The organism is Pseudoduganella sp. OTU4001 (assembly GCF_038440195.1).
Taxonomy (GTDB): domain Bacteria; phylum Pseudomonadota; class Gammaproteobacteria; order Burkholderiales; family Burkholderiaceae_D; genus Rugamonas.
This window is the reverse complement of the sequence record NZ_JASATG010000001.1, coordinates 298,850-319,336: the sequence shown is the minus strand read 5'-3', so window position 1 is coordinate 319,336 and position 20,487 is coordinate 298,850. Positions and strand designations below refer to the sequence as shown.

The following is a 20,487-nucleotide window of genomic DNA, read 5'->3' as shown; positions in this document are numbered from 1 at the left end:
TCAGGCGGCGATGCCGGGGTTGCCGGCGGTGCCGACCAGCGTGGGCTGGTTGGGCTGGCGGGCGCTGACGACGGGATGGGCGCGGAGGTAGGTTTCCATGACGTCCCAGATCGGCGCGCCGGCCGCGCCTTCGGCCACGGGCGCCCAGCTGGCGACCTTGTATGTCTTGTCGGCCTCCAGCAGCTTGCCGTTAAGCCGCATATCGCCGATACGCTGCCCGCTGGCCGCGCCAGGCGTGCAGGAATAGCTCATGCCGCCCACGCGCACCATGTCGCCGCCTTGCTGGTAGTACGGGTCCGGGTGGAACAAGTTGTCGCACACGTCTTCCATGATGGTCTTGATGGTGGCGCCGGTCATCTCGGTCAGCGTGGTGGCCGGGTAGGTGATCGCCAGCTGGTCCATCAGGTGGCCGCGCGTGATGGTGTCGCCCGGCAGCAGCGAGGTGCCCCAGCGGAAGCCCGGAGAGAAGGCGAGGTCGGCGCCTTTCACCTCCATCAGCGCATCAACGATCAACTGGTCCCAGCTGCCGTTGAAATTGCCGCGCCGGTACAGCAGGCCTTCGGTGACGGCCAGTTTTTCGTCGAGCTTGGCGCGGTAAGGCGCACGCACGGCATCGATATGCGCCTGCATCGCGCGGTCGGCTGGCAGCAGGTTGGAGAATACCGGCAACAGGCGGTACTGGTAGCCCTGGATGCGGCCTTCGCGCACATCGAAGTCCAGCACGCCGAGGAATTTGCCGTTGGAACCCGCATTGGTGACCAGGGTCTGGCCGCCTTTGTTGGCGACCACCACCGGCGCCGGCATGCCGTCGTGCGTGTGGCCGCCGAGGATGGCGTCGATGCCGGTCACCCGGCTGGCCAGCTTCAGGTCCACATCCATGCCGTTATGCGACAGCAGGACCACCACCCGGGCGCCCTTGGCGCGGACTTCCTGCACCAGCGCCTGCAAGCGCTCTTCCTGGATGCCGAAGCTCCATTCCGGCACCATATGGCGCGGGTTGGCGATCGGCGTGTAAGGGAAGGCCTGGCCGATCACCGCCACCGGCACGCCGTTCATCTCGCGCCAGCTGTAGGGCGCAAACACCGGATCGCCGAAATCGTTGGTCACCACGTTCTGCGCCACGAAATCGACCTTGCCCTTGAAGTCTTTCTGGACGATCTCCTGCACGCGCTGCGCACCAAGTGTGAACTCCCAGTGCGGCGCCATGATCTCGACGCCCAGCAGCTTGGCGGCATCCACCATGTCCTGCCCGTTGGTCCACAGCGAAGTGGCGGAACCCTGCCAGGTATCGCCCCCATCGCACAGCACCGCATGCGGACGGCTGGCGCGCACCTGCTTGACCAGCGTGGCAAGGTGGGCGAAGCCGCCGACCTTGCCGTAAGTCCTGGCCGCCGCCTGGAAATCCAGGTAGGTGAAAGCATGCGCACGCGCCGTCTTCGGCACGATCCTGAATTCCTTCAGCAGCTTATCGCCCACCAGATGCGGCGCCTTGCCGGCGGCCGTGCCGATGCCGAGGTTGACGCTCGGTTCGCGGAAGAAGATCGGCTGCAGCTGGGCATGGCAGTCGGTAATGTGCAGCAGGCTGACATTGCCAAACTTCGGCACGGCGTACAGCTGTTCAGAGGCGCCCGGCGCAGCGGCCAGGGCCTCCTTGCCGGCCAGCGCCAGGCCGCCGGCGCTGGCGATGGCCAGCATTTGCAGGAAATCGCGACGTTGCATAGGCTTTACTGGTTGACGGGCGATTCAGGCGCCAGCAGCAGCGACATCACGTCCTTGAGCTGTTTTTCGGTCAGGATGCCGGCGGCGCCGAAACGCGGCATCACCGAGCAGGCCTGGAAGGCGTGCGAGTTATAGACCTTGGCCCAGGTGTACTTCAGCATTTCCGGGGTAGGGCCGCCGCGCAGCTTGCCGTAGTTGTGCAGGCTCGGGCCGATATTGCCGAAGGCGATTTCCTTCTTGTCCAACTGGTGGCAGGCGTAGCAATTGCCGCCGGCTGCGGTGCCTTTCGGGTCGGACGACTGCATCCCGCGCCCACTTTGCGCGATCTTTTCTCCTTCCTTCCAGTCGCCCAGGTAATTGCCATCGGCGGGGTAGACCACGGCGGCGGTGGCTTGCGCTTCGATCTTCTTGCGCTGCGCGGGCTTCAGCGGTTTCTGGCCGTCCTGTGTGCACAGGCGCTGTGCCTCGCTTTGCTCCAGGCGCTCCACGGTGGCTTCGTTCTTGTCGCGGAACGAACCCTTGAAACCGGCCAGCGCGGCGTCGTCTTTCGGTGCGGCCAGCGCCGGGCTGGCGGCCAGTGCGCCCAGCAGGGCGGCGGTGACAAGCTTGCTTTGCATAGGTTCTCCTGGATCAGCGTTTCAGGCCGGGCGCCGCCATCGTGCCACCACTGGCTTTGACGCCAAGGTAGGTAATCAGGTCGATGGCTGCCTGGGAGTTGTAGTCGAGCTGCGGGAAGCGCTGCTGGCGGAAGCAGTCGGCCATGCGCCATTGCATGGTACGCAGCGCGCCCTGGCTGACGCGGTAGGCCGGCCAGCTGGCGAAGGCGCCTTGCGCGGCCGCTGCCTGCTGCAGGTTAGGCAGGTCTTGCAGGCGGATGCGCTGGCTGTCCTTGCTGTGGCAGGAGGCGCAGGCGAAATCATACGGGCCGGCGCGGTAGTAGAAGGCTTGCTTGCCGCGCTCGAAGGCGGCTTTTTCCTCCGCGTGCTTTTGCGGGATCATGATCTTCATGCCGCGCGAGGCGGCCGACACATAGGCTGCCAGCGCTTCCATATCGGTGGCGCGTTCGCCCTGCTCGGAGAAGGGCTTCTTCACGATATCGGCGCGTTCCAGGCCTTGCAGGGTCACCATGCAGTGCACCAGGCGCGCTTCGGCATCCATCACTTTGCCGGTGTCTTTGAAATAGCGCGGCAGTTCGGCGTAGGCGCCGGCCACCACGCCCGGGCCTTTGCCCAGGTCGCAGGCTTCCAGGCTGGCTTGCTTGGGACCGCGCTTGGTGGCCCACAAGGCTTCACCCTGGGCTTCCACCAGCTCGGCGGGATTGCCGTCGGCCAGCATGGCGCGGTATTTGGCGATTTCGTCGGCAGTGCTTTGCGCTCCAGCGCTGCCTGCAATGGCCAGCCCTAGCAGGCCGGCGCAGATGGTACGGGATGGATGCATGTGGTGGCCCTTTCAGGCAATGGTGGCTTCGTCGGTTCGGGAATCGCCCTTGTTGTCTTGCCAGCTGACGCTTACTTTTTCGCCCTTGGCGCCGCCTTTGAACTTGAAGGCGAGGTAAGGGTTTTGCGATACCGACTGGCCCCACATGCATTGCAGGACCACGCGGTCGCCGTGCTTGACGGTGACGTCGGTGATGTAGTGCGCCGGGACCACATTGCCGGATGCGTCTTTGCGCACGCCGGTTTCCATCGGGTGGGCCATCAGTACTTTAACTTCCGTCACGCCGTTGGCGGTGTTGGCGCGGATTTTCATTGGATCTGCCATCTCTGCTCCTGTGTCCTTGTCGTTTGGTGCTTTGCCTTAGCCGCCGCAGCCGCCCAGCGTCACCTTGGTTTCCTTGGTGGCCGAGTACAGCTTGCCGTCGGCGGTTTTCACCACGGCCACGATGTTGGTGCTTTGGCCCAGTTTCAGGCGGCCTTGCACGTTGGCGTGGGTGTCTTCGGGGATCTTGAAGATGGCAGCCAGTGGGTTGGGGTTCTTTTCGACCAGGATGTAGATTTCGCTGGTGCCTGGGACGGTGGAATTGACGCCGACCGGCACCACGGCGCCGTTTTCGGCGATGTCGGGCGAGATGATGGTGATTTCCTTGCTGTCGGCCGGAGTGCCGCCTACTGCGGCCAGGGCATCGGCCAGGCTCTTGGCGCTGAAGGCTTCGCGGCCGCCTGCCGCCAGCGCTTGCCGCGTGGTCAGCACGCCGCAGGCCACCAGCAGGCCGAGGGCCGAGGTGGACTTCAATACGGAACGTCGAGTTGGGTTCATGCAGTCTCCTGTTTATATTCGCGGGTCGCCCCGTTTATTGCGCGCCGCCTGCCAGCCATTGGGAAATGGCTTTGGCATCGGCTTCCTTCAATTGGGTTTGCGGGGGCATGGGCACGCTGCCCCAGGCGCCCGAGCCGCCGTTGCGGATCTTTGCGGCCAGATAGGCTTCCTTGTCGGCGCGGTCGCGGTACTTTGCGGCGATGTCGCGGAAAGAGGGGCCGAGGATCTTGTTGCTGATGGCGTGGCAGCCGGTACAGCCGTTTTTGTTGAGCAGCGCCTGCGCGTCAGAGCCCGCCGAGCGGATCGGGGCCTTCGCCGCCGCGGCGCCAGCGCCTGCGCCGCCCGTTTGAGCGCGCGCGCTGCCCGCCGCCGCGACCGGGGCCGCCGGTGCGGGACGCGTCGTATCGGCCCCGCGCAGGCCGCCGAGCGGCCGATTCTGCTCCGCCAGGTTGCCGTGCGCATTGCGCGCGAAGTCGGGCAGCGAAGAAGTCACCTTGCCGTCGACCGGGCAATCCTTCATGCAAGCGGTATTGGCGACATCCGGCTTGCCTTTGGTCTCCCACATGCCCTGCTGTCGCACCAGCCCATTCCGGTTCGGCAGCAGCTTCTGGACTGAAGCGATATTTTCATCGCTCAGCACAAAGTCGGCAGGCACCACACCGCCCAGGTTGAGGATATGCGCAGTCACCGCATAGACCTCGTCGGCGGTCAGCGTCTTGGGTGCATTCCACGGCATGGCGCGGTTGATATAGTCCCAAAGGGTCGACAGGTGCGCAGCTTTCATCAGCGTCGTACGCTGCGGAACGCTGCCGTTGGAAAGCGCCGCAACACGGCCGCTCTTGATATCGGCCTCAGTGGTGCCGCCCACAATCGGCGTAAACACTTCATTCGACTCGCCAAAGCTGCCATGGCAGCTGGCGCAGCGCGCTTCCCAGACTTGTTCGCCCAAAGCGACCGAGCCGCGGCCCTTGGGCAGGCCGGTGAAGTCGGCGCGGACATCGATATCCCACGCTTTCACCTCGGCCGGCGTTGCGGGGCGGCCGATCGACTGCCAGGGCGGAGTGGGCGCCGCGCCGGGAGCGGCGGAGGCGAGGGCGCAGGTACCCAGCAGCGCAGCGGCGATCAAGTTCTTCATCAGCTCACCTGTACATTGGATACTTCGCCATTCGGCGACACCTTCCACGACTGGATGGCGTTGTTGTGATAGATCGAACGCGTGCCGCGCACCGCCCGCAACTGGTTCATTTTCGGCTGTACATAGCCCGTTTCGTCGATCGCCCGGCTTTGCAGGACCGCAGGATTACCATCCCACACCCAGTCAATATTGAAGCGCGTCAGCGCCTTATTCTGGATCGGCCCTTCCAGCCGCGCCGTGCGCCAGTTGCGCCCACCATCCGTGCTCACATCCACACGCTTGATGCGCCCGCGGCCTGACCACGCCAGCCCGCTGATGTTGTAGTAACCATGATCGAGCAGCGTCTGCCCGCCGGAAGGCGTAGTGATCACGCTCTTGCACTCCTGGACCGAGGTGTATTGACGGTGCAAACCGTCCGGCATCAAGTCCACGTAATGGATGGTCTCGTCCTTGGTGTCGTATGGCTGGTCGCCCACTTCAATGCGGCGCAGGTACTTGACCCAGCTAACGCCCTGCACGCCCGGTACCACCAGGCGTAGCGGATAACCATTCTCCGGCCGCAGCATCTCGCCGTTCTGGCCCCAGGCCACCATCACGTCGTCCAGTGCGCGGTCGATCGCGATGGTGCGCGTCATGCTTGAACCATCGGCGCCTTCCGCCAGGATAGTGCGCGCCCGCTTGCGGTCGATGCCGCACATATCGAGCAGGGTGGAAAGCAGCACCCCGGTGTATTCGGAGCAGGCCAGCATGCCATGCGTGTACTGCACCGTCGGCAGCGCCACATTGGCCCATTCCGCGCCGGTATTGGCGCCGCATTCGATGAAGTGGATGCGCGACACGGACGGCAGCCGCATCAGGTCGTCCATGGTGAACACGCGCGCCTCGCGCACCAGGCCATTGACCATCAGGCGGTGCTGGCTCGGGTCGACGTCGTGCCAGCCCTGATGGTGGCGTTCAAAGTGCAAGCCGCTTGGAGTGATGATCCCGAACAGGCCCTGGAGTGGCGTAAAACTGACAGACGCCTGCCGGACGCGGGTCAGGCCCGGACTCTCGCGGCGCTGCAGGTTGGCCTCCCATTTGGAGGGCAGGCCGTAGGGCATGGCGCCAACAGGCTGGCCAAGCGTCTTGCTATGTTCGGGGAGGGACAGGATCGCGTCGTCGCCAGTTGCCGACTGGGCCGCTGCAGCACCGCCGGCGGCAACGCCGGCACCCATCGCCAGCGCCTTGCCCATGAAACTGCGGCGCGCCTTACGCGCCACTTCCAGTTGTTCGTCGCCGAGGAAATTTTCAGGGGCGCGTAAAAGCCTCCCGATGGTCCGACTCAGGTCCGTCACGGCGTGTCTCCTGTGTTTTTTGTGCAGGCAAGCTTGCCCGGAATCGTTCCACTATGCAAGAATTTTTCAACCTTGTTGCGCTTGCCACCAAAGTATCGCCAGTTGATTTGCGATGCCCACGGGATTGATTATTATGTTTCCGAAAGAAAACTAATAAAGGATGAATTCCATGAAATTACGCAACAAGATGGTGTTGTGTATGGCGGTTGTGTGTGTAGCGTTCATCGTTGCGCTGGCGGTTGCGCTGACGGGAATGAATAGTGCGCGCAACCAGTTCCAGCGCTTCCTTGAAGTGGACCAGGCGCAGCTGCAAACAGCGACCAACCTATATGCGCAGGGACTGCAAATGGGGCAGGCTTTGCGCAATGTCGTGATCGACCCGAGCAACAAGACTGGCTACAAGAATCTGGAAGAAGCGGGCAAGTCATTCCAGGAATACATTGAGACGGCCAAAGGCCTGGCGGAACCACAAAGCGCGGCGGCGTCCACCTTTGCCGAAGTGGCGCAGCTACGCCAGAAACAAGCCGGCTTGCAGGCCAAAGTGCTGTCGCTGGCGAAAGATGACCAGCCAGGTGCGGTGCAAGTGCTGAATAAGGAAGAAACGCCGGTGTGGCGCGAAATGCGCACCCGCTTGCTGGATTTCATCAAGGCCAAAAAGGAAGATGTGAAGGCGACCGAGGCGGCGGTGATTGCGTCGACCCAGCGCACTTTGTGGATTTGTATTGCCCTCGCCGCAGCAGCGCTGGCTGGAGCAGGCGTGGCGACCTATATGTTATCGTCCAGCGTGATGCGCCAGCTGGGTGGCGAGCCGGATTATGCGGCAGGTATTGCGCACCGCATTTCCGCCGGCGACTTTACCGAGGAAATTGAGACGGCACACGGCGACCGCGATAGCCTGCTTGCCGCGATGAAGTCCATGCAGCAAAGCCTCGCACGCATTGTGGCGCAGATCCGTACCGGCGCCGATACCATTTCCACTGCATCAAGTGAAATCGCAGACGGCAATCTGGACCTCTCCAGTCGCACCGAAGAACAAGCCAGCTCGCTGGGGCAGACCGCCAGCGCGATGGACCAGCTGACCACTACCGTCAAACAGAATGCGGGCAGCGCACGCCAGGCCAGCACGCTGGTTGCAGCGACATCCGAAGTGGCGGTAAAGGGCGGCTCGGTGGTGTCGGAAGTGGTTAACACCATGGGTGCTATCAACGAATCTTCGCGCCGCATCGTGGACATTATCGGCGTGATCGATGGTATCGCTTTCCAAACCAATATCCTGGCGTTGAACGCCGCAGTCGAAGCGGCGCGCGCAGGAGAGCAGGGCCGCGGCTTCGCCGTGGTGGCATCCGAAGTGCGCAACCTGGCGCAGCGCTCGGCCACGGCGGCCAAAGAGATCAAGGAATTGATCGGCGAATCGGTGCAAAGCGTGGAACAGGGCGCGCGCCTGGTGGAGCAGGCGGGTGCGACGATGGACGAAATCGTGGCCAGCGTGGCGCGCGTCAGCTCCATCATGGGCGAGATCGCGGCCGCAAGCGAGGAGCAGACTTCCGGCATCGACCATATCAACGATGCGATCGTGCAGATGGACCAGGTGACGCAGCAGAATGCGGCGCTGGTCGAACAGGCTGCGGCTGCCGCGCAGTCGATGCAGGAGCAGGCGGCGCAGCTGGCTGGTGCGGTCAGCATCTTTAAACTGCGGCGCTAAGCTAGAATCGATGGCATCTTCCACTACAGTGAGTGATGCCATGACGTTTGCTACCACCGACATCTGCGATGAGAACCCTGGCTTGCTGGAGGATGGCACGCTGAATGTGCTGCCTCCGGTTTTCCATCACTTCGGCAAGCGCGCTCAGTTTGCCGGGCCGGCGGTAACGCTGAAAGTCCACGAAGACAATGCCCTGGTGCGCGCCACGCTGGAAACGCCGGGCGAGGGCAGGGTGCTGGTGGTGGATGGCGGCAGCAGCCTGCGCCGCGCGCTGGTCGGCGGCCAGCTAGGACTGCTGGCGCAAAATAATGGTTGGGCCGGCGTGATCGTCGATGGCTGCGTGCGCGACAGCATGGAGCTGGCGCAGTGCGACGTGGGCATCATGGCGCTGGCCACGCATCCGCAGCGTAGCGCGCGCGAGGGCGTCGGCAAGCGCGATGTGGTGGTGCAGGTCGGTGGCGTGGCCATCGCGCCGGGTGACTGGATCTATGCGGATGCTGACGGCATCCTGGCGTCGAAGCGCAATCTTCTCGCAATGTGAAACGCCCATTTCATGCGGTGAAAAGTGCATCATTTCAATTCCTGCCATTTCTCCCAAAAGGAGAAATATCGTTCCGTATCATGGAATGTCTGGCGTAAGTGCTTGATATGGCGGGAGTTGGAGTTGCTCATATGTCTTATATAAGAGCATTGTTGCGCTGAACAATTCATCCTAAGATGTCCTTAACGATTAAGGCATTTTCAGGAGAATAATCATGGCCACTCGCGCCGAACAAATCGCAGCCCTGCAACACGATTGGGATACCAACCCACGCTGGAAAGGCGTCACACGCAGCTACACCGCAGAAGATGTGGTGCGCCTGCGCGGCTCCCTGCAAATCGAGCACACCATCGCCAAGCGCGGGGCGGAGAAGCTGTGGGAGCTGGTGAACAACGAGCCGTTCGTCAATGCCCTTGGTGCGCTGACCGGCAACCAGGCCATGCAGCAGGTGAAAGCGGGCTTGAAGGCGATTTACCTGTCCGGCTGGCAGGTGGCGGGCGATGCCAACCTGGCGGGCGAGATGTACCCCGACCAGTCGCTGTACCCGGCCAACTCGGTGCCGATGGTGGTGCGCCGCATTAACAATACCTTCCAGCGCGCCGACCAGATCCAGTGGTCGGAGGGCAGGGACGATATCGATTACTTCGCGCCGATCGTGGCGGATGCGGAAGCAGGTTTCGGCGGCGTGCTGAATGCATTTGAGCTGATGAAGGCCATGATCGAGGCTGGCGCATCGGGCGTGCATTTTGAGGACCAGCTGGCGTCGGTCAAGAAGTGCGGCCATATGGGCGGCAAGGTGCTGGTGCCGACGCGCGAGGCGGTGGAAAAGCTGACCGCTGCGCGCCTGGCGGCCGACGTGATGGGTACGTCCACCCTGGTGATCGCGCGTACAGATGCGGAAGCGGCGGATTTGCTGACCTCCGACATTGACGACAACGACAAGCCATTCTGCACCGGCGAGCGCACCGTGGAAGGCTTCTACAAAGTGCGCAACGGCCTGGAGCAGTCGATTTCCCGCGCGCTGGCTTATGCGCCGTATGCGGACCTGGTGTGGTGCGAGACCGGCAAGCCGGACCTGGCGTTTGCCAAGGCCTTTGCCGATGCAGTGCACGAGAAATTCCCTGGCAAGATGCTGGCCTATAACTGCTCGCCGTCTTTCAACTGGAAGAAAAACCTGGACGACGGCACGATCGCCCGCTTCCAGAAAGAGCTGGGCGCCATGGGCTACAAGTTCCAGTTCATCACCCTGGCCGGTTTCCATTCGCTGAACTACGGCATGTTCAACCTGGCCCATGGCTATGCGCGGCGCCAGATGTCGGCTTTCGTGGAGCTGCAGGAGGCGGAATTCGCGGCGGCGGAGCGCGGTTTCACGGCGGTAAAGCACCAGCGCGAGGTAGGCACCAGTTACTTCGATGCGGTCACGCAAACCATCCAGCAAGGCCAGTCTTCGACGACGGCGCTACATGGTTCGACCGAGGACGAGCAGTTCTTCGACGCCAAGAAGGTCGCCTGAAGGCCCCAGCATGAGATAATGCGAGATTGATTCCCATATCTCGCATCCATGTTCAGTTACCGCCACGCATTCCATGCCGGCAATCATGCCGACGTCCTCAAGCACTTTGTCCTGGTCCAGATCCTTGAATACATGAACCAGAAGGACGTCGCCTACACCTATGTCGACACCCACGCCGGCGCCGGCGTCTACTCGCTGGATAGCGCCCAGGCCACCAAGACCGCCGAATTCGAAACCGGTATCGGCCCGCTGTGGGACCGCGACGACCTGCCGGAAGCGCTGGCCGAATACGTGCAGCTGGTGAAGGACATGAACCCGAGCGGCAAGCTGCGCTTCTACCCAGGTTCGCCTTACTGCGCCGAGATCGTCGCGCGCGAAGAAGACCGTATCCGCCTGTTCGAGCTGCACCCGTCCGACGCCAAGATCCTGGACGAAAACTTCCGCAAGCTGGAGCAGCACCAGGCCGCCAACGGCCGCCGCCCGGCCACGCGCGGCAAGCGCGTGATCGTCAACAAGGCCGACGGCTTCCTCGGCGTGAAAGCGCTGCTGCCGCCTCCATCGCGCCGTGGCGTGGTGCTGTGCGACCCGCCGTACGAGGACAAGCAGGATTACAAGAAGGTCTCCGACATGCTGGGCGATGCGCTGAAGCGCTTCCCGACCGGCACCTACGCGGTCTGGTACCCCGTGCTGCAGCGCATCGAAGCGCGCAACTTCGCCGAGCGCCTGAAGCACCTGCCGGCCAAGAGCTGGCTGAATGTGACCTTGTGCATCAGCACGCCAACGCCGGATGGCATTGCACTGCACACCAGCGGCATGTTCTTGCTGAACCCGCCCTATACCCTGGAGCCGATGCTGCGCCAGGTTATGCCGTACTTGGTACAAGTACTGGGCCGCGATGCTGGCGCCCAGTTCACGCTCGAAAGTGGCGAGGCCACCACAGCGCGTGCCACGAAAGGGAAATAAAAAGGTTGTCAAGACTGCACCGAAAGGTTTAGTCTTGTAACTATGAGATTAGCGATGGGGAAACCCATGACAGCCGTGGCGCAGAGTGAGGTGCAGCTCCCGATGCCGTATGCGAACCAGTTCTTCCTGGCACGGCAACCTATCCTCAATCGTTCCCAGCGGCTTGTCGCTTACGAGCTGCTTTACCGGAATGCCGAGGTCCACGAAGCGCGTGTGACCGACGGCGCCCACGCCACCGCTTCTGTCATCGCCCATGCTTCCGAGCTGGGCATGGAGCAGGTGGTGGGCGACCAGCTTGCCTTCGTCAATGTGGATACGACGGGGCTTATGAGCGACTTCATCCACTTCCTGCCGAACGACAAGGTGATCCTGGAGGTGCTCGAATCCGTCGAGCCCACGCCGGATGTCCTCAATCGCCTGCAGGAATTGAAGCAGGCCGGCTACAAATTCGCGCTGGACGATGTGGCGAGCGAGAGCGAAGCAGTGGCTGCGCTGCGGCCGCTGATGGATGTGATCAAGGTCGATCTCAAACAGATCGAGCGCGGCAGCCTGCCGGCGCTGGCGCGCAACCTGCGCAATCCCAACCAGAAGCTGCTGGCCGAGAAGGTCGAAACGGTCGAAGAATTCCGCGAGTGCATGGATCTGGGCTTTGAATACTTCCAGGGCTATTACTTTGCGCGGCCGGTGATTTTGAGCGGCAAGAAGATCGCGCCTTCACAGCTGTCGATCATGAAGCTGCTGGATTTGCTGGGCAAGGATGCCGACCAGCGCGAGGTGGAGCGCAGTGTCAAACATGATCCCCTGATTTCGCTGAACCTGCTGCGGCTGGTGAATACGCCGGCGGTGGGGGCGCGCTTCCGCATCAACTCGGTTGGTCATGCGCTGGTTGTGCTGGGGCGGCGGCAGTTGCAGCGCTGGCTGCAGATCCTGCTCTATGTAAAAGGCGCGGAATTCGATTCGCCGCTGCTGCAAATGGCGACCACGCGCGGCAAGACCATGGAGCTGGTGATGGGCCACGTGCGGCCTGCCGAGAAAGTGGCGGCGGATATCGGCTTCACGGTTGGCATCATGTCGCTGATGGATGCGCTGTTCTCGGTGCGCATGGGCGAGATTCTCGATTGCGTGAACGTGCTGGACGAGGTGCGCGATGCGCTCTTGCATCGCGAAGGCGACTATGGGGACGCCTTGCGCCTGATCGAGCTGATCGAGCGCGCGCAGGAGGGGCAGGAGCTGACCGGCATCCTGCACAAGCTGGAGCTGGCGCCCTCGGCGCTGTATGCCTTACAGCGCGAGGCCTTCGAGTGGGTCAACGAGTACGCCCACCACGTGGGCTGATTATTGGGCCAGCAGCAGGAAGACGGTCGGCTTCTTGTGGAAGTCCGGCCCCTTGCCGGCGGTGAGCTGGCTTTTCCATTGCGCGCCCGTCTGGGTGCGGATCGTTTCCGTTGGCAGGCTGATGTCGGTCGCCACGCAGATCAGCGTGGTGCCGTTGCATGCCGCGACCAGGGCTTCCAGCATGGCGGCGTTGCGGTAGGGTGTTTCGATGAACAGCTGCGTTTGCTTTTCCTGGCGCGAGCGGGCTTCCAGGTCTTTCAGGCGCTTGGTGCGCTGCGCGGCGTCGGTCGGCAGGTAGCCGTTGAAGGCGAAGCTTTGACCGTTCAGGCCGCTGGCCATCACCGACATCAGAATCGAGGAGGGACCGACCAAGGGGCGGACCGGGATGCCGTGGGCGTGCGCCAGGCGCACCAGGTCGGCGCCGGGGTCGGCCACCGCCGGCACGCCGGCTTCGGACAGCAGGCCGACGTCGTGGCCGGCTTTCAGGGGCTCGAGCAGCACCTGCAGCGCTTGCGCGGGGGTGTTGATGTTCAGTTCGCTGATCGTGATTTCCTGGATCGGCTTGGCGGTGCCAACTTGCTTCAGGAAGGCGCGCGCGGTTTTGGCGTTTTCGGCAACGAAGTGGGTGAGCTGGCTGGTCAGTTGCTGGACGTGCCGGGGGATGACCTGGTCGAGGGAATCGGTTGGGCCGAGGGTGTTGGGGATGAGATAGAGGGTGCCGTTCATATTTTTTAAACCGGTAAATCTGGGTCAGACCCAAGGGTCTGACCCTGTCTGATCAAATTGTGCTGGTACTTTATTGGTTGGCCGGTGACCCTGGTTTACCGGTTTGGAAGAACTCCACCCCCGCAGCGCGCAGCATGCCGGTCAGGGCGATCAGGGGCAGGCCGGTAAGGGCGGTCGGATCGCTGGAGTCGATGCGTTCGAGAATGGCGATGCCTAGCGCCTCATTCTTGGCGCTTCCGGCACAATCATAGGGCTGCTCGATGCGCAGGTAAGCGTCCAGCTCCTCATCCGGCAGGTCGCGGAACTTGACCACGGTTTGTACGTCTTCCAGCTGGTGCGTATTGTTGCGCCCATCCCACAGGCACAGCGCCGTATGGAAAATGACTTCGCGCCCGCGCATCTTCTGCAGCTGCGCCAGCGCATTGGCATGATCGCCAGGTTTGCCGATTTGCTCATCGTCCAGCGTCGCCACCTGGTCGGAGCCGATCACCAGCGCGCCCGGATGGCGGGTCGCTACAGCGGCAGCCTTCTCGCGCGCCAGGCGCAGGGCAGTGGCGGACGGCGTTTCGCCGGCTTTCGGGCTTTCGTCGATATCCGGCACATCGACCGTAAACGGCAGTTGCAGCCGCGACAACAGCTCGCGGCGGTAGGCCGAGCTGGAAGCGAGAATGATGTTTGTTGTTTTCATCGGGAAATTGTTATATGCTCTCTGCGCCGTCGAAAAAGAGCGAAAAGTCTCGCAAGTCTTTGACGCGGCGTGGAAAATCCTGTTATTATCGCAGGTTTTCGAGGGAAATTTTAGCCAATGAATGCTTTTGAGATCGACGCTTTTGAATTCTGTCGGACCAACAGCAGCCGTGAGGGAGTCACTCCTGTCGCTGAAATGACCCGACTGAGCAAGGAATGCGCCAATACTTCCGGTGAGGTGACCTGGAAAGTGGAAGGCGGTTCCAGTAAACATGGTTATCCGCAGCTGCGACTGACCGTTGCCGGCGACGTGCAACTGGTGTGCCAGCGCTGCCTGACCCCGTTTGGCTACAAAATCGATTCGTCCACCGTCCTGATGCTCGGCAAAGACGATGCTGACGCGGACGAGATCGAAGAAATCATTGACGATGAAAGCATCGACGTTATCGTCGGTGCCAAGTCCATGAACATCATGGACCTGGTGGAAGATGAGGCCCTGCTGGCCTTGCCACAAGCGCCGAAACACGAAGTATGTCCCGATACTTCGCTGGTTGACAGCGCCAAGAGCGAGAAGGCATCGCCTTTCGCTGGCCTGAAGGGCCTGAAAACGAATTAACCCAGTTTTGTAGTAGTAAAGAACGTGTCAAAACGCGTGCAGTAATCGAGTTTGACATGGATGTAGAAGCTCGATTCGCATGTTTTTGTGCATCGGATGTGTTAAAATCTTAGAACTTTAGTATTAGGAGTCATCATGGCTGTTCAACAGAACAAGAAGTCCCCATCGAAGCGCGGCATGCACCGTTCGCACGATTTTCTGGTAGCACCGAACCTGGCCGTTGAGCCAACCACCGGTGAAACCCACCTGCGTCACCACATTTCGCCTAACGGCTTCTATCGTGGTCGCAAAGTGCTGAAGACCAAGAACGACGAGTAATCGACGTTTCTTTGCCTTTGGCTACAAGACAAAGCGGTGCTACGCAGGTTCTCTGACGTCGCGCCGCTTTTTCTTTGAGTTATACAATGACAATCAAAATCTCTATCGACTGCATGGGTGGCGATCACGGCCCCTCTGTCACGATTCCTGCTGCACTTTCCTTCCTTAAGCACGAACCTAACGCCGAGTTGATCCTTGTCGGCCTGGAAGACGTTATTCGCGCTGAACTGAAGAAGCACCACGCCGACGCCGAGCCGCGTCTCACCGTCCTTCACGCTTCCGAACAGGTCACCATGGATGACCCGCTCGAGGTCGCCTTGCGCCGCAAGAAGGATTCGTCGATGCGCGTGGCGATCGAACAAGTCAAATCCGGCAACGCTGCCGCCTGCGTTTCCGCCGGCAATACCGGCGCGCTGATGGCGGTGTCCCGCTATGTGCTGAAAACCATGCCTGGCGTTGACCGCCCGGCCATCTGCAGCATCCTGCCGAACCAGAAGGGTAATCCAACTTACATGCTGGACCTGGGCGCCAATGTGGATTGCGAACCGCACCACCTGCACCAGTTCGCCATCATGGGTTCCGTGCTGTGCCAGGCTGCCGAAGGCATCGAGCGCCCGAGCATCGGCCTGCTGAATGTAGGTACCGAAGACATCAAGGGTAACGAAGTGGTCAAGACCACGGCGGAACTGCTGAAGGCGGACCACGCGCGCGGCGCCCTGAATTTCCACGGCAATGTGGAAGGCAATGATATTTTCAAAGGCACCGTCGACGTCGTGGTATGCGACGGCTTTGTCGGCAACGTGACGCTGAAGGCCATCGAAGGCATGGCGCGTTTCGTGAAGTCGGTGCTGACGACTGAATTCAAGCGCAACCCAATCACGATGTTGGGTGCGCTGATCGCGCGCGGCGCACTGCGCATGATCGCGAACCGCCTGAATCCTGCACGCTATAACGGCGCCGGCCTGCTGGGCCTGCGCGGTCTGGTGTTCAAGAGCCATGGCGGTGCGGAGGCGGAGGCCTATGAGTGGGCGATCCGCCGTGCATTTGATGCGGCGAAAAACGACGTACAAGAGCATCTGTCGGCCATGATTGCCGAACTGATGCCACAAGAAGAGCCGCCAACCGAAACGAGAGACACGCATGACCCTGTACAGCAAGATCGTAGGCACGGGCAGCTACCTGCCTGAAAAACGCGTCACCAACGATGAACTGGCGGCCCAGCTGGCAGCCAAGGGCATCGAAACTTCGGACGAGTGGATTGTGTCGCGCAGCGGCATCTCCGCCCGTCACTATGCGGAACCGGAGCAGGCATCGTCCGACCTGGGCGTGATTGCCGCGCGCCGCGCGCTGGAAATGGCTGGCATGCAGCCGGACGATATCGATCTGATCATCGTCGCCAGCTCGACCCCTGATTTTTACGGCAGCTTCCCAAGCACTGCCTGCATCGTGCAGAAGAAGCTGGGCATGACCAATAACTGCGCGGCAGTGGACGTGCAGGCTGTGTGCAGCGGCTTCGTGTACGGGGTGTCGACGGCGGACAGCTTCATCAAGTCCGGCATGCACAAGAATGTGCTGGTCATTGGTGCCGAAGTGTTCTCGCGCATCCTGAATTTCGAAGACCGCACCACCTGCGTGCTGTTCGGCGACGGCGCCGGCGCGATTGTCATGAGCGCGTCTGAAGAGCCGGGCGTATTGGCCTGCAAGCTGCACGCCGATGGCCGCCACTCCGATGTGCTGCGCGTTCCGGGCAGCCTGTCCAACGGCGCGATTGCCGGCAGTGCTTTCCTGTACATGGATGGCCAGGCGGTGTTCAAGCTGGCGGTGTCGGTGCTGGAGAAAGTTGCCTATGAAGCGCTGGACCATGCAGGCATGACTGCCGACCAGATCGACTGGCTGATCCCGCACCAGGCCAATATCCGCATCATGAACGGCACCGCCAAGAAGCTGGGCATGGATGCCGAGAAGATGGTGGTGACCGTGGACCAGCATGGCAATACTTCCGCTGCTTCGATCCCGCTGGCGCTGGATGTCGCTGTGCGCGATGGCCGCGTGAAGAAGGGCGACGTCGTCATGATGGAAGGTGTGGGCGGTGGCTTCACGTGGGGCGCTGTCCTGGCGCGCATGTGATGAGCTTTGTTTCCGCGCTAGGACTAGGCTCGCATGTAAGCGGCTGCTAAAATTGCAGTCCTTTTTAGAATAAGAAGTCTAAAGGTTGAAGAATGAATAAATTTGCATTCGTATTCCCAGGCCAGGGTTCCCAGGCCGTGGGCATGATGGAAGGCTTCGCCGGCAACCCAGTGGTTGCCCAGACCCTGGCGGAAGCATCCGATGCATTGCAGTTTGACCTGGCCAAGCTGATCGCCGAAGGTCCAAAAGAAGAACTCGACCTGACCACCAATACCCAGCCGGTCATGCTGACCGCTGCCGTGGCAGCTTACCGCGCCTGGATCGCCGCCGGCGGCCCAGTGCCGACCGTGGTGGCCGGCCACTCGCTGGGCGAATACTCCGCGCTGGTCGCGGCAGGCGTGATCTCGTTCAAGGATGCGGTGCCGCTGGTGCGCTTCCGCGCGCAAGCCATGCAGGAAGCCGTGCCGGTAGGCCAGGGCACCATGGCCGTGATGCTGGGCCTGTCCGACGAAGACGTGCGCGCCGCCTGCGCCGAAGCCGCGGCCGCCGTGCCGGGCGAGATCGTGGAAGCTGTTAACTACAATGCGCCAGCGCAAGTCGTCGTGGCAGGCCACACCGCCGCTGTCGACAAGGCATGCGAAATCGCCAAGGCCAAGGGCGCCAAGCGCGCCATGCGCCTGCCGGTTTCCGCCCCGTTCCACAGCTCGCTGCTGAAGCCAGCCTCGGACCGCCTGCGCGACTATATGGAAAACATCCATTTCAATGCACCGCAAATCCAGTTGATCAACAACGTGGACGTGGCCGTGCTGACCGACCCGGCCTCGATCAAGGATGCCCTGGTGCGCCAGGCCGCTTCCCCGGTGCGCTGGGTGGAGACCATGCAAAAGGTCGCCGCCGACGGCATCACCAATGTGGTGGAATGCGGTCCGGGCAAGGTCCTGATGGGCCTGGCCAAGCGCATCGACAGCAATCTGGTTGGCGAAGCCATCTACGACCAGGCGACCCTCGAGCGCATGCTGGAAACCCTTAAGTAAATAAGAAGGACAATAATGACACTCGCTAAACAAGTAGCACTGGTGACCGGCGCATCGCGCGGCATCGGCAAGGCAATCGCACAAGAGCTGGCCCGCCAGGGCGCCATCGTGATCGGCACCGCCACCAGCGAATCCGGCGCGCAAGCCATCTCCGCCTACCTGGCCGAGATCGGTGCGGAAGCCGGCAAGGGTATGGTGCTGAACGTCACCAACGCCGAGCAGTGCGCCGCCATCATCGACGACATCTCGAAAACCTACGGCGCCGTCGGCATCCTGGTCAACAACGCCGGCATCACCCAGGACAACCTGGCCATGCGCATGAAGGATGAGGAATGGGACAGCGTGATCGCGACCAACCTGACTTCCGTCGGCCGCCTGTCGCGCGCCGTCCTGCGCGGCATGATGAAAGCGAAGACCGGGCGTATCATTAACATCACCTCCGTGGTGGCATCGTCCGGCAATCCGGGCCAGATGAATTACGCTGCCGCCAAGGCGGGTGTTGAGGGCATGACCCGCGCGCTGGCCCGCGAAATCGGCAGCCGCAACATTACCGTCAACAGCGTCGCCCCTGGCTTTATCGATACCGATATGACCAAGGCGCTGGGCGAAGACCAGCATACAGCCCTGCTGACCCAGATTCCCCTGGGCCGCCTGGGCCAGCCGGAAGATATTGCTGCAGCCGTTGCTTTCCTGGCTTCGCCAGCTGCCGCCTATATTACCGGTACCACCCTGCACGTTAATGGTGGTATGTATATGAATTGATACGGAAGTGCGGCATAATGCTGCACGTTCGCATCATTTAATAGTGATTTCAACGTAGATCAAATCAAACGCTGAAATTAGTTTATCGGCGCGCAAACCTGCTAAAATGCGCGCTTTCGTAACAAACATAATGGAGCCATAACATGTCGGATATCGAACAACGCGTTAAGAAAATCGTCGCTGAACAACTGGGCGTCGCTGAAGCAGACATCAAGACCGAATCCTCCTTCGTGGACGACCTGGGCGCCGATTCCCTCGACACCGTTGAGCTGGTAATGGCACTGGAAGACGAGTTCGAAATGGAAATCCCTGACGAACAAGCTGAAAAGATCACCACCGTGCAGCAAGCGATCGATTACGCAACTGCACACGTCAAGGCCTAATCAGCCCGCTGACTCTCCGATCCACTCCGGGAGACTCGCTTGAGTTCTAAAAACCGTCGTGTAGTGGTAACCGGTCTTGGTGTGATTTCCCCCGTCGGCAACACGGTTGCCGACGCGTGGAAGTCGATTACCGAGAGCAAATCCGGTATCGCTGACATTACCAGTTTTGACGCGTCGGCCTTCTCCACCCGCTTTGCGGGCGAAGTGAAGGGCTTCAACGTTGAGGATTACCTCGACGCCAAAGAAGCGCGTCACATGGATAAGTTTATCCATTTCGGCATGGCAGCTGGCATCCAGGCTATCCAGGATTCCGGTATCACCGTGACCGAAGAAAACGCCGACCGTATCGGCGTCATCATTGGCTCTGGCATCGGCGGTCTGCCGATGATCGAAGCACAGAAGGAAGATTACGATAAGCGCGGTCCGCGCCGTATCTCCCCGTTCTTCGTGCCGGCCTCGATTATCAATATGATTTCCGGCAACCTGTCGATCAAGTACGGCATGCGCGGTCCAAACCTGTCCATCGTGACGGCTTGCACCACCGGCCTGCACTCGATTGGCGCGGCTGCGCGCCTGATTGAATACGGCGATGCGGACGTCATGGTCGCCGGCGGTGCGGAATCCACCGTGTCGCCGCTGGGCCTGGGCGGTTTCGCTTCGGCTCGTGCACTGTCATCGCGCAACGATGACCCAGCTACCGCGTCCCGTCCATGGGACAAGGACCGCGACGGTTTCGTGCTGGGCGAAGGCGCAGGCGTCATGGTGCTGGAAGAGTACGAACACGCGAAAGCGCGCGGCGCCAAGATCTATGCAGAACTGCTGGGCTTTGGCATGAGCGCCGATGCGTATCACATGACCTCGCCTCTGGAAGACGGCGCTGGTGGCAGCAAGTCGGCGCAGAACGCGCTCCGCAACGCTGGCATCAACCCTGACCAGGTGAACTATGTGAACGCGCACGGCACCTCGACCCCGCTGGGCGACGTGGCTGAAGTGCAGGGCATCAAGCGCACATTCGGCGACCACGCCAAGAAGCTGGTGGTCAGCTCCACCAAGTCGGCCACCGGCCACTTGCTGGGCGGTGCCGGCGGCCTGGAATCGGTGTTCACGGTACTGGCGATCCACAACCAGGTGATCCCGCCGACCATCAACCTGTTCAACCAGGATCCGGCATGCGATCTGGACTTCTGCGCAAATACTGCGCGTAGCGCCACGATCAACTATGCGCTGAAGAACTCCTTCGGCTTTGGCGGCACCAACGGCAGCCTGCTGTTCGGTAAAGTCTAAACGGAACTTCCAAGCCTCGCCCCGGTCTTAGTACCGGGGCGAGCGCTTCCGC

At 61.5% G+C, this 20,487-nt stretch carries 22 protein-coding genes; 13 read left to right on the top strand and 9 right to left on the bottom strand.

All coding sequences use genetic code 11. The features are described from left to right. Genes soxB through soxC form a run of 7 tightly spaced genes read right to left on the bottom strand, consistent with a single transcriptional unit; the run spans position 1 to position 6,444 of the window. Positions 1-1,719 carry a thiosulfohydrolase SoxB gene (soxB, locus tag AAHE99_RS01425; RefSeq protein WP_342113643.1) on the bottom strand — a complete coding sequence of 573 codons (1,719 nt, stop codon included), beginning with the start codon at positions 1,717-1,719 and terminating at the stop codon, positions 1-3. 5 nt (positions 1,720-1,724) lie between these two features. Continuing rightward, on the bottom strand, positions 1,725-2,336 hold the full coding sequence (gene soxX, locus AAHE99_RS01420) for a sulfur oxidation c-type cytochrome SoxX (protein WP_342113642.1): 612 nt from the start codon (positions 2,334-2,336) through the stop codon (positions 1,725-1,727). 13 nt (positions 2,337-2,349) lie between these two features. After that, positions 2,350-3,156 (bottom strand): sulfur oxidation c-type cytochrome SoxA, encoded by an 807-nt coding sequence (soxA, locus tag AAHE99_RS01415; RefSeq protein ID WP_342113641.1) that lies wholly within the window; start codon positions 3,154-3,156, stop codon positions 2,350-2,352. Between the two features lie 12 nt (positions 3,157-3,168). Beyond that, entirely contained in the window at positions 3,169-3,480 is a 312-nt protein-coding gene (soxZ, locus tag AAHE99_RS01410) for a thiosulfate oxidation carrier complex protein SoxZ (RefSeq protein WP_342113640.1), read from the bottom strand. Positions 3,481-3,516: 36 nt separating this feature from the next. Next, positions 3,517-3,975 carry a thiosulfate oxidation carrier protein SoxY gene (gene soxY / locus AAHE99_RS01405; protein ID WP_342113639.1) on the bottom strand — a complete coding sequence of 153 codons (459 nt, stop codon included), beginning with the start codon at positions 3,973-3,975 and terminating at the stop codon, positions 3,517-3,519. Between the two features lie 34 nt (positions 3,976-4,009). Continuing rightward, positions 4,010-5,110, bottom strand: a complete 1,101-nt coding sequence (locus tag AAHE99_RS01400; protein WP_342113637.1) for a c-type cytochrome — start codon at positions 5,108-5,110, stop codon at positions 4,010-4,012. Further along, complete coding sequence (gene soxC, locus AAHE99_RS01395; protein WP_342113635.1) at positions 5,110-6,444, bottom strand: sulfite dehydrogenase; 1,335 nt, start codon at positions 6,442-6,444, stop codon at positions 5,110-5,112. Before soxC ends, AAHE99_RS01400 begins: the two co-directional genes overlap by 1 nt. Before the next feature lie 169 nt (positions 6,445-6,613). Here soxC and AAHE99_RS01390 point away from each other — a divergent pair, with 169 nt between their 5' ends. From AAHE99_RS01390 to AAHE99_RS01370, 5 genes are all read left to right on the top strand, one after another. Next, positions 6,614-8,146 (top strand): methyl-accepting chemotaxis protein, encoded by a 1,533-nt coding sequence (locus tag AAHE99_RS01390; RefSeq protein ID WP_342113633.1) that lies wholly within the window; start codon positions 6,614-6,616, stop codon positions 8,144-8,146. A 40-nt stretch (positions 8,147-8,186) separates the two neighbouring features. Next, positions 8,187-8,687, top strand: coding sequence for a ribonuclease E activity regulator RraA (gene rraA / locus AAHE99_RS01385; RefSeq protein ID WP_342113631.1), 501 nt, complete (start codon positions 8,187-8,189; stop codon positions 8,685-8,687). Positions 8,688-8,901: 214 nt separating this feature from the next. Then, positions 8,902-10,200, top strand: coding sequence for an isocitrate lyase (gene aceA / locus AAHE99_RS01380; RefSeq protein ID WP_342113630.1), 1,299 nt, complete (start codon positions 8,902-8,904; stop codon positions 10,198-10,200). 48 nt (positions 10,201-10,248) lie between these two features. Beyond that, positions 10,249-11,163, top strand: coding sequence for a 23S rRNA (adenine(2030)-N(6))-methyltransferase RlmJ (locus AAHE99_RS01375; RefSeq protein ID WP_342113628.1), 915 nt, complete (start codon positions 10,249-10,251; stop codon positions 11,161-11,163). A gap of 66 nt (positions 11,164-11,229) precedes the next feature. Continuing rightward, entirely contained in the window at positions 11,230-12,498 is a 1,269-nt protein-coding gene (locus AAHE99_RS01370; protein ID WP_342113626.1) for an EAL and HDOD domain-containing protein, read from the top strand. Here the strand turns inward: AAHE99_RS01370 and AAHE99_RS01365 are convergent, their stop codons facing one another. Further along, complete coding sequence (locus AAHE99_RS01365; protein WP_342113625.1) at positions 12,499-13,224, bottom strand: SAM-dependent methyltransferase; 726 nt, start codon at positions 13,222-13,224, stop codon at positions 12,499-12,501. Positions 13,225-13,294: 70 nt separating this feature from the next. Next, a complete protein-coding gene (locus tag AAHE99_RS01360; RefSeq protein ID WP_342113621.1) occupies positions 13,295-13,912 on the bottom strand; it encodes a Maf-like protein in 618 nt (205 codons plus the stop codon). Between the two features lie 117 nt (positions 13,913-14,029). Between AAHE99_RS01360 and AAHE99_RS01355 the strand changes: the two genes are divergently transcribed. The 8 genes from AAHE99_RS01355 to fabF all read left to right on the top strand — a co-directional run bounded on the left by AAHE99_RS01355 (position 14,030) and on the right by fabF (position 20,435). Continuing rightward, positions 14,030-14,527, top strand: a complete 498-nt coding sequence (locus tag AAHE99_RS01355) for a YceD family protein (protein WP_342113620.1) — start codon at positions 14,030-14,032, stop codon at positions 14,525-14,527. 135 nt (positions 14,528-14,662) lie between these two features. Then, the gene (rpmF, locus tag AAHE99_RS01350; RefSeq protein ID WP_028104096.1) at positions 14,663-14,845 is read left to right on the top strand and encodes a 50S ribosomal protein L32; all 183 of its coding nucleotides are present in this window, start codon (positions 14,663-14,665) and stop codon (positions 14,843-14,845) included. 86 nt (positions 14,846-14,931) lie between these two features. Continuing rightward, on the top strand, positions 14,932-16,032 hold the full coding sequence (plsX, locus tag AAHE99_RS01345; protein ID WP_342113610.1) for a phosphate acyltransferase PlsX: 1,101 nt from the start codon (positions 14,932-14,934) through the stop codon (positions 16,030-16,032). After that, complete coding sequence (locus tag AAHE99_RS01340) at positions 15,986-16,972, top strand: beta-ketoacyl-ACP synthase III (protein ID WP_342113607.1); 987 nt, start codon at positions 15,986-15,988, stop codon at positions 16,970-16,972. Before plsX ends, AAHE99_RS01340 begins: the two co-directional genes overlap by 47 nt. Positions 16,973-17,064: 92 nt before the next feature. Then, positions 17,065-18,006, top strand: coding sequence for an ACP S-malonyltransferase (gene fabD, locus AAHE99_RS01335; protein ID WP_342113605.1), 942 nt, complete (start codon positions 17,065-17,067; stop codon positions 18,004-18,006). 15 nt (positions 18,007-18,021) lie between these two features. After that, positions 18,022-18,768, top strand: coding sequence for a 3-oxoacyl-ACP reductase FabG (gene fabG / locus AAHE99_RS01330; RefSeq protein ID WP_342113603.1), 747 nt, complete (start codon positions 18,022-18,024; stop codon positions 18,766-18,768). Between the two features lie 143 nt (positions 18,769-18,911). Further along, positions 18,912-19,151 carry an acyl carrier protein gene (acpP, locus tag AAHE99_RS01325; RefSeq protein WP_055936274.1) on the top strand — a complete coding sequence of 80 codons (240 nt, stop codon included), beginning with the start codon at positions 18,912-18,914 and terminating at the stop codon, positions 19,149-19,151. Positions 19,152-19,190: 39 nt separating this feature from the next. Continuing rightward, positions 19,191-20,435 carry a beta-ketoacyl-ACP synthase II gene (gene fabF / locus AAHE99_RS01320; RefSeq protein WP_342113587.1) on the top strand — a complete coding sequence of 415 codons (1,245 nt, stop codon included), beginning with the start codon at positions 19,191-19,193 and terminating at the stop codon, positions 20,433-20,435. Positions 20,436-20,487: the final 52 nt, after the last annotated feature.

Excerpts from the sequence above, each read along its gene's own strand:
- soxB (WP_342113643.1), bottom strand. The coding sequence starts at position 1,719 with ATGCAACGTCGCGATTTCCTGCAAATGCTGGCCATCGCCAGCGCCGGC.
- soxX (WP_342113642.1), bottom strand. The coding sequence starts at position 2,336 with ATGCAAAGCAAGCTTGTCACCGCCGCCCTGCTGGGCGCACTGGCCGCC.
- soxA (WP_342113641.1), bottom strand. The coding sequence starts at position 3,156 with ATGCATCCATCCCGTACCATCTGCGCCGGCCTGCTAGGGCTGGCCATT.
- soxZ (WP_342113640.1), bottom strand. The coding sequence starts at position 3,480 with ATGGCAGATCCAATGAAAATCCGCGCCAACACCGCCAACGGCGTGACG.
- soxY (WP_342113639.1), bottom strand. The coding sequence starts at position 3,975 with ATGAACCCAACTCGACGTTCCGTATTGAAGTCCACCTCGGCCCTCGGC.
- AAHE99_RS01400 (WP_342113637.1), bottom strand. The coding sequence starts at position 5,110 with ATGAAGAACTTGATCGCCGCTGCGCTGCTGGGTACCTGCGCCCTCGCC.
- AAHE99_RS01390 (WP_342113633.1), top strand. The coding sequence starts at position 6,614 with ATGAAATTACGCAACAAGATGGTGTTGTGTATGGCGGTTGTGTGTGTA.
- rraA (WP_342113631.1), top strand. The coding sequence starts at position 8,187 with ATGACGTTTGCTACCACCGACATCTGCGATGAGAACCCTGGCTTGCTG.
- aceA (WP_342113630.1), top strand. The coding sequence starts at position 8,902 with ATGGCCACTCGCGCCGAACAAATCGCAGCCCTGCAACACGATTGGGAT.
- AAHE99_RS01375 (WP_342113628.1), top strand. The coding sequence starts at position 10,249 with ATGTTCAGTTACCGCCACGCATTCCATGCCGGCAATCATGCCGACGTC.
- AAHE99_RS01370 (WP_342113626.1), top strand. The coding sequence starts at position 11,230 with ATGACAGCCGTGGCGCAGAGTGAGGTGCAGCTCCCGATGCCGTATGCG.
- AAHE99_RS01365 (WP_342113625.1), bottom strand. The coding sequence starts at position 13,224 with ATGAACGGCACCCTCTATCTCATCCCCAACACCCTCGGCCCAACCGAT.
- AAHE99_RS01360 (WP_342113621.1), bottom strand. The coding sequence starts at position 13,912 with ATGAAAACAACAAACATCATTCTCGCTTCCAGCTCGGCCTACCGCCGC.
- AAHE99_RS01355 (WP_342113620.1), top strand. The coding sequence starts at position 14,030 with ATGAATGCTTTTGAGATCGACGCTTTTGAATTCTGTCGGACCAACAGC.
- rpmF (WP_028104096.1), top strand. The coding sequence starts at position 14,663 with ATGGCTGTTCAACAGAACAAGAAGTCCCCATCGAAGCGCGGCATGCAC.
- plsX (WP_342113610.1), top strand. The coding sequence starts at position 14,932 with ATGACAATCAAAATCTCTATCGACTGCATGGGTGGCGATCACGGCCCC.
- AAHE99_RS01340 (WP_342113607.1), top strand. The coding sequence starts at position 15,986 with ATGACCCTGTACAGCAAGATCGTAGGCACGGGCAGCTACCTGCCTGAA.
- fabD (WP_342113605.1), top strand. The coding sequence starts at position 17,065 with ATGAATAAATTTGCATTCGTATTCCCAGGCCAGGGTTCCCAGGCCGTG.
- fabG (WP_342113603.1), top strand. The coding sequence starts at position 18,022 with ATGACACTCGCTAAACAAGTAGCACTGGTGACCGGCGCATCGCGCGGC.
- acpP (WP_055936274.1), top strand. The coding sequence starts at position 18,912 with ATGTCGGATATCGAACAACGCGTTAAGAAAATCGTCGCTGAACAACTG.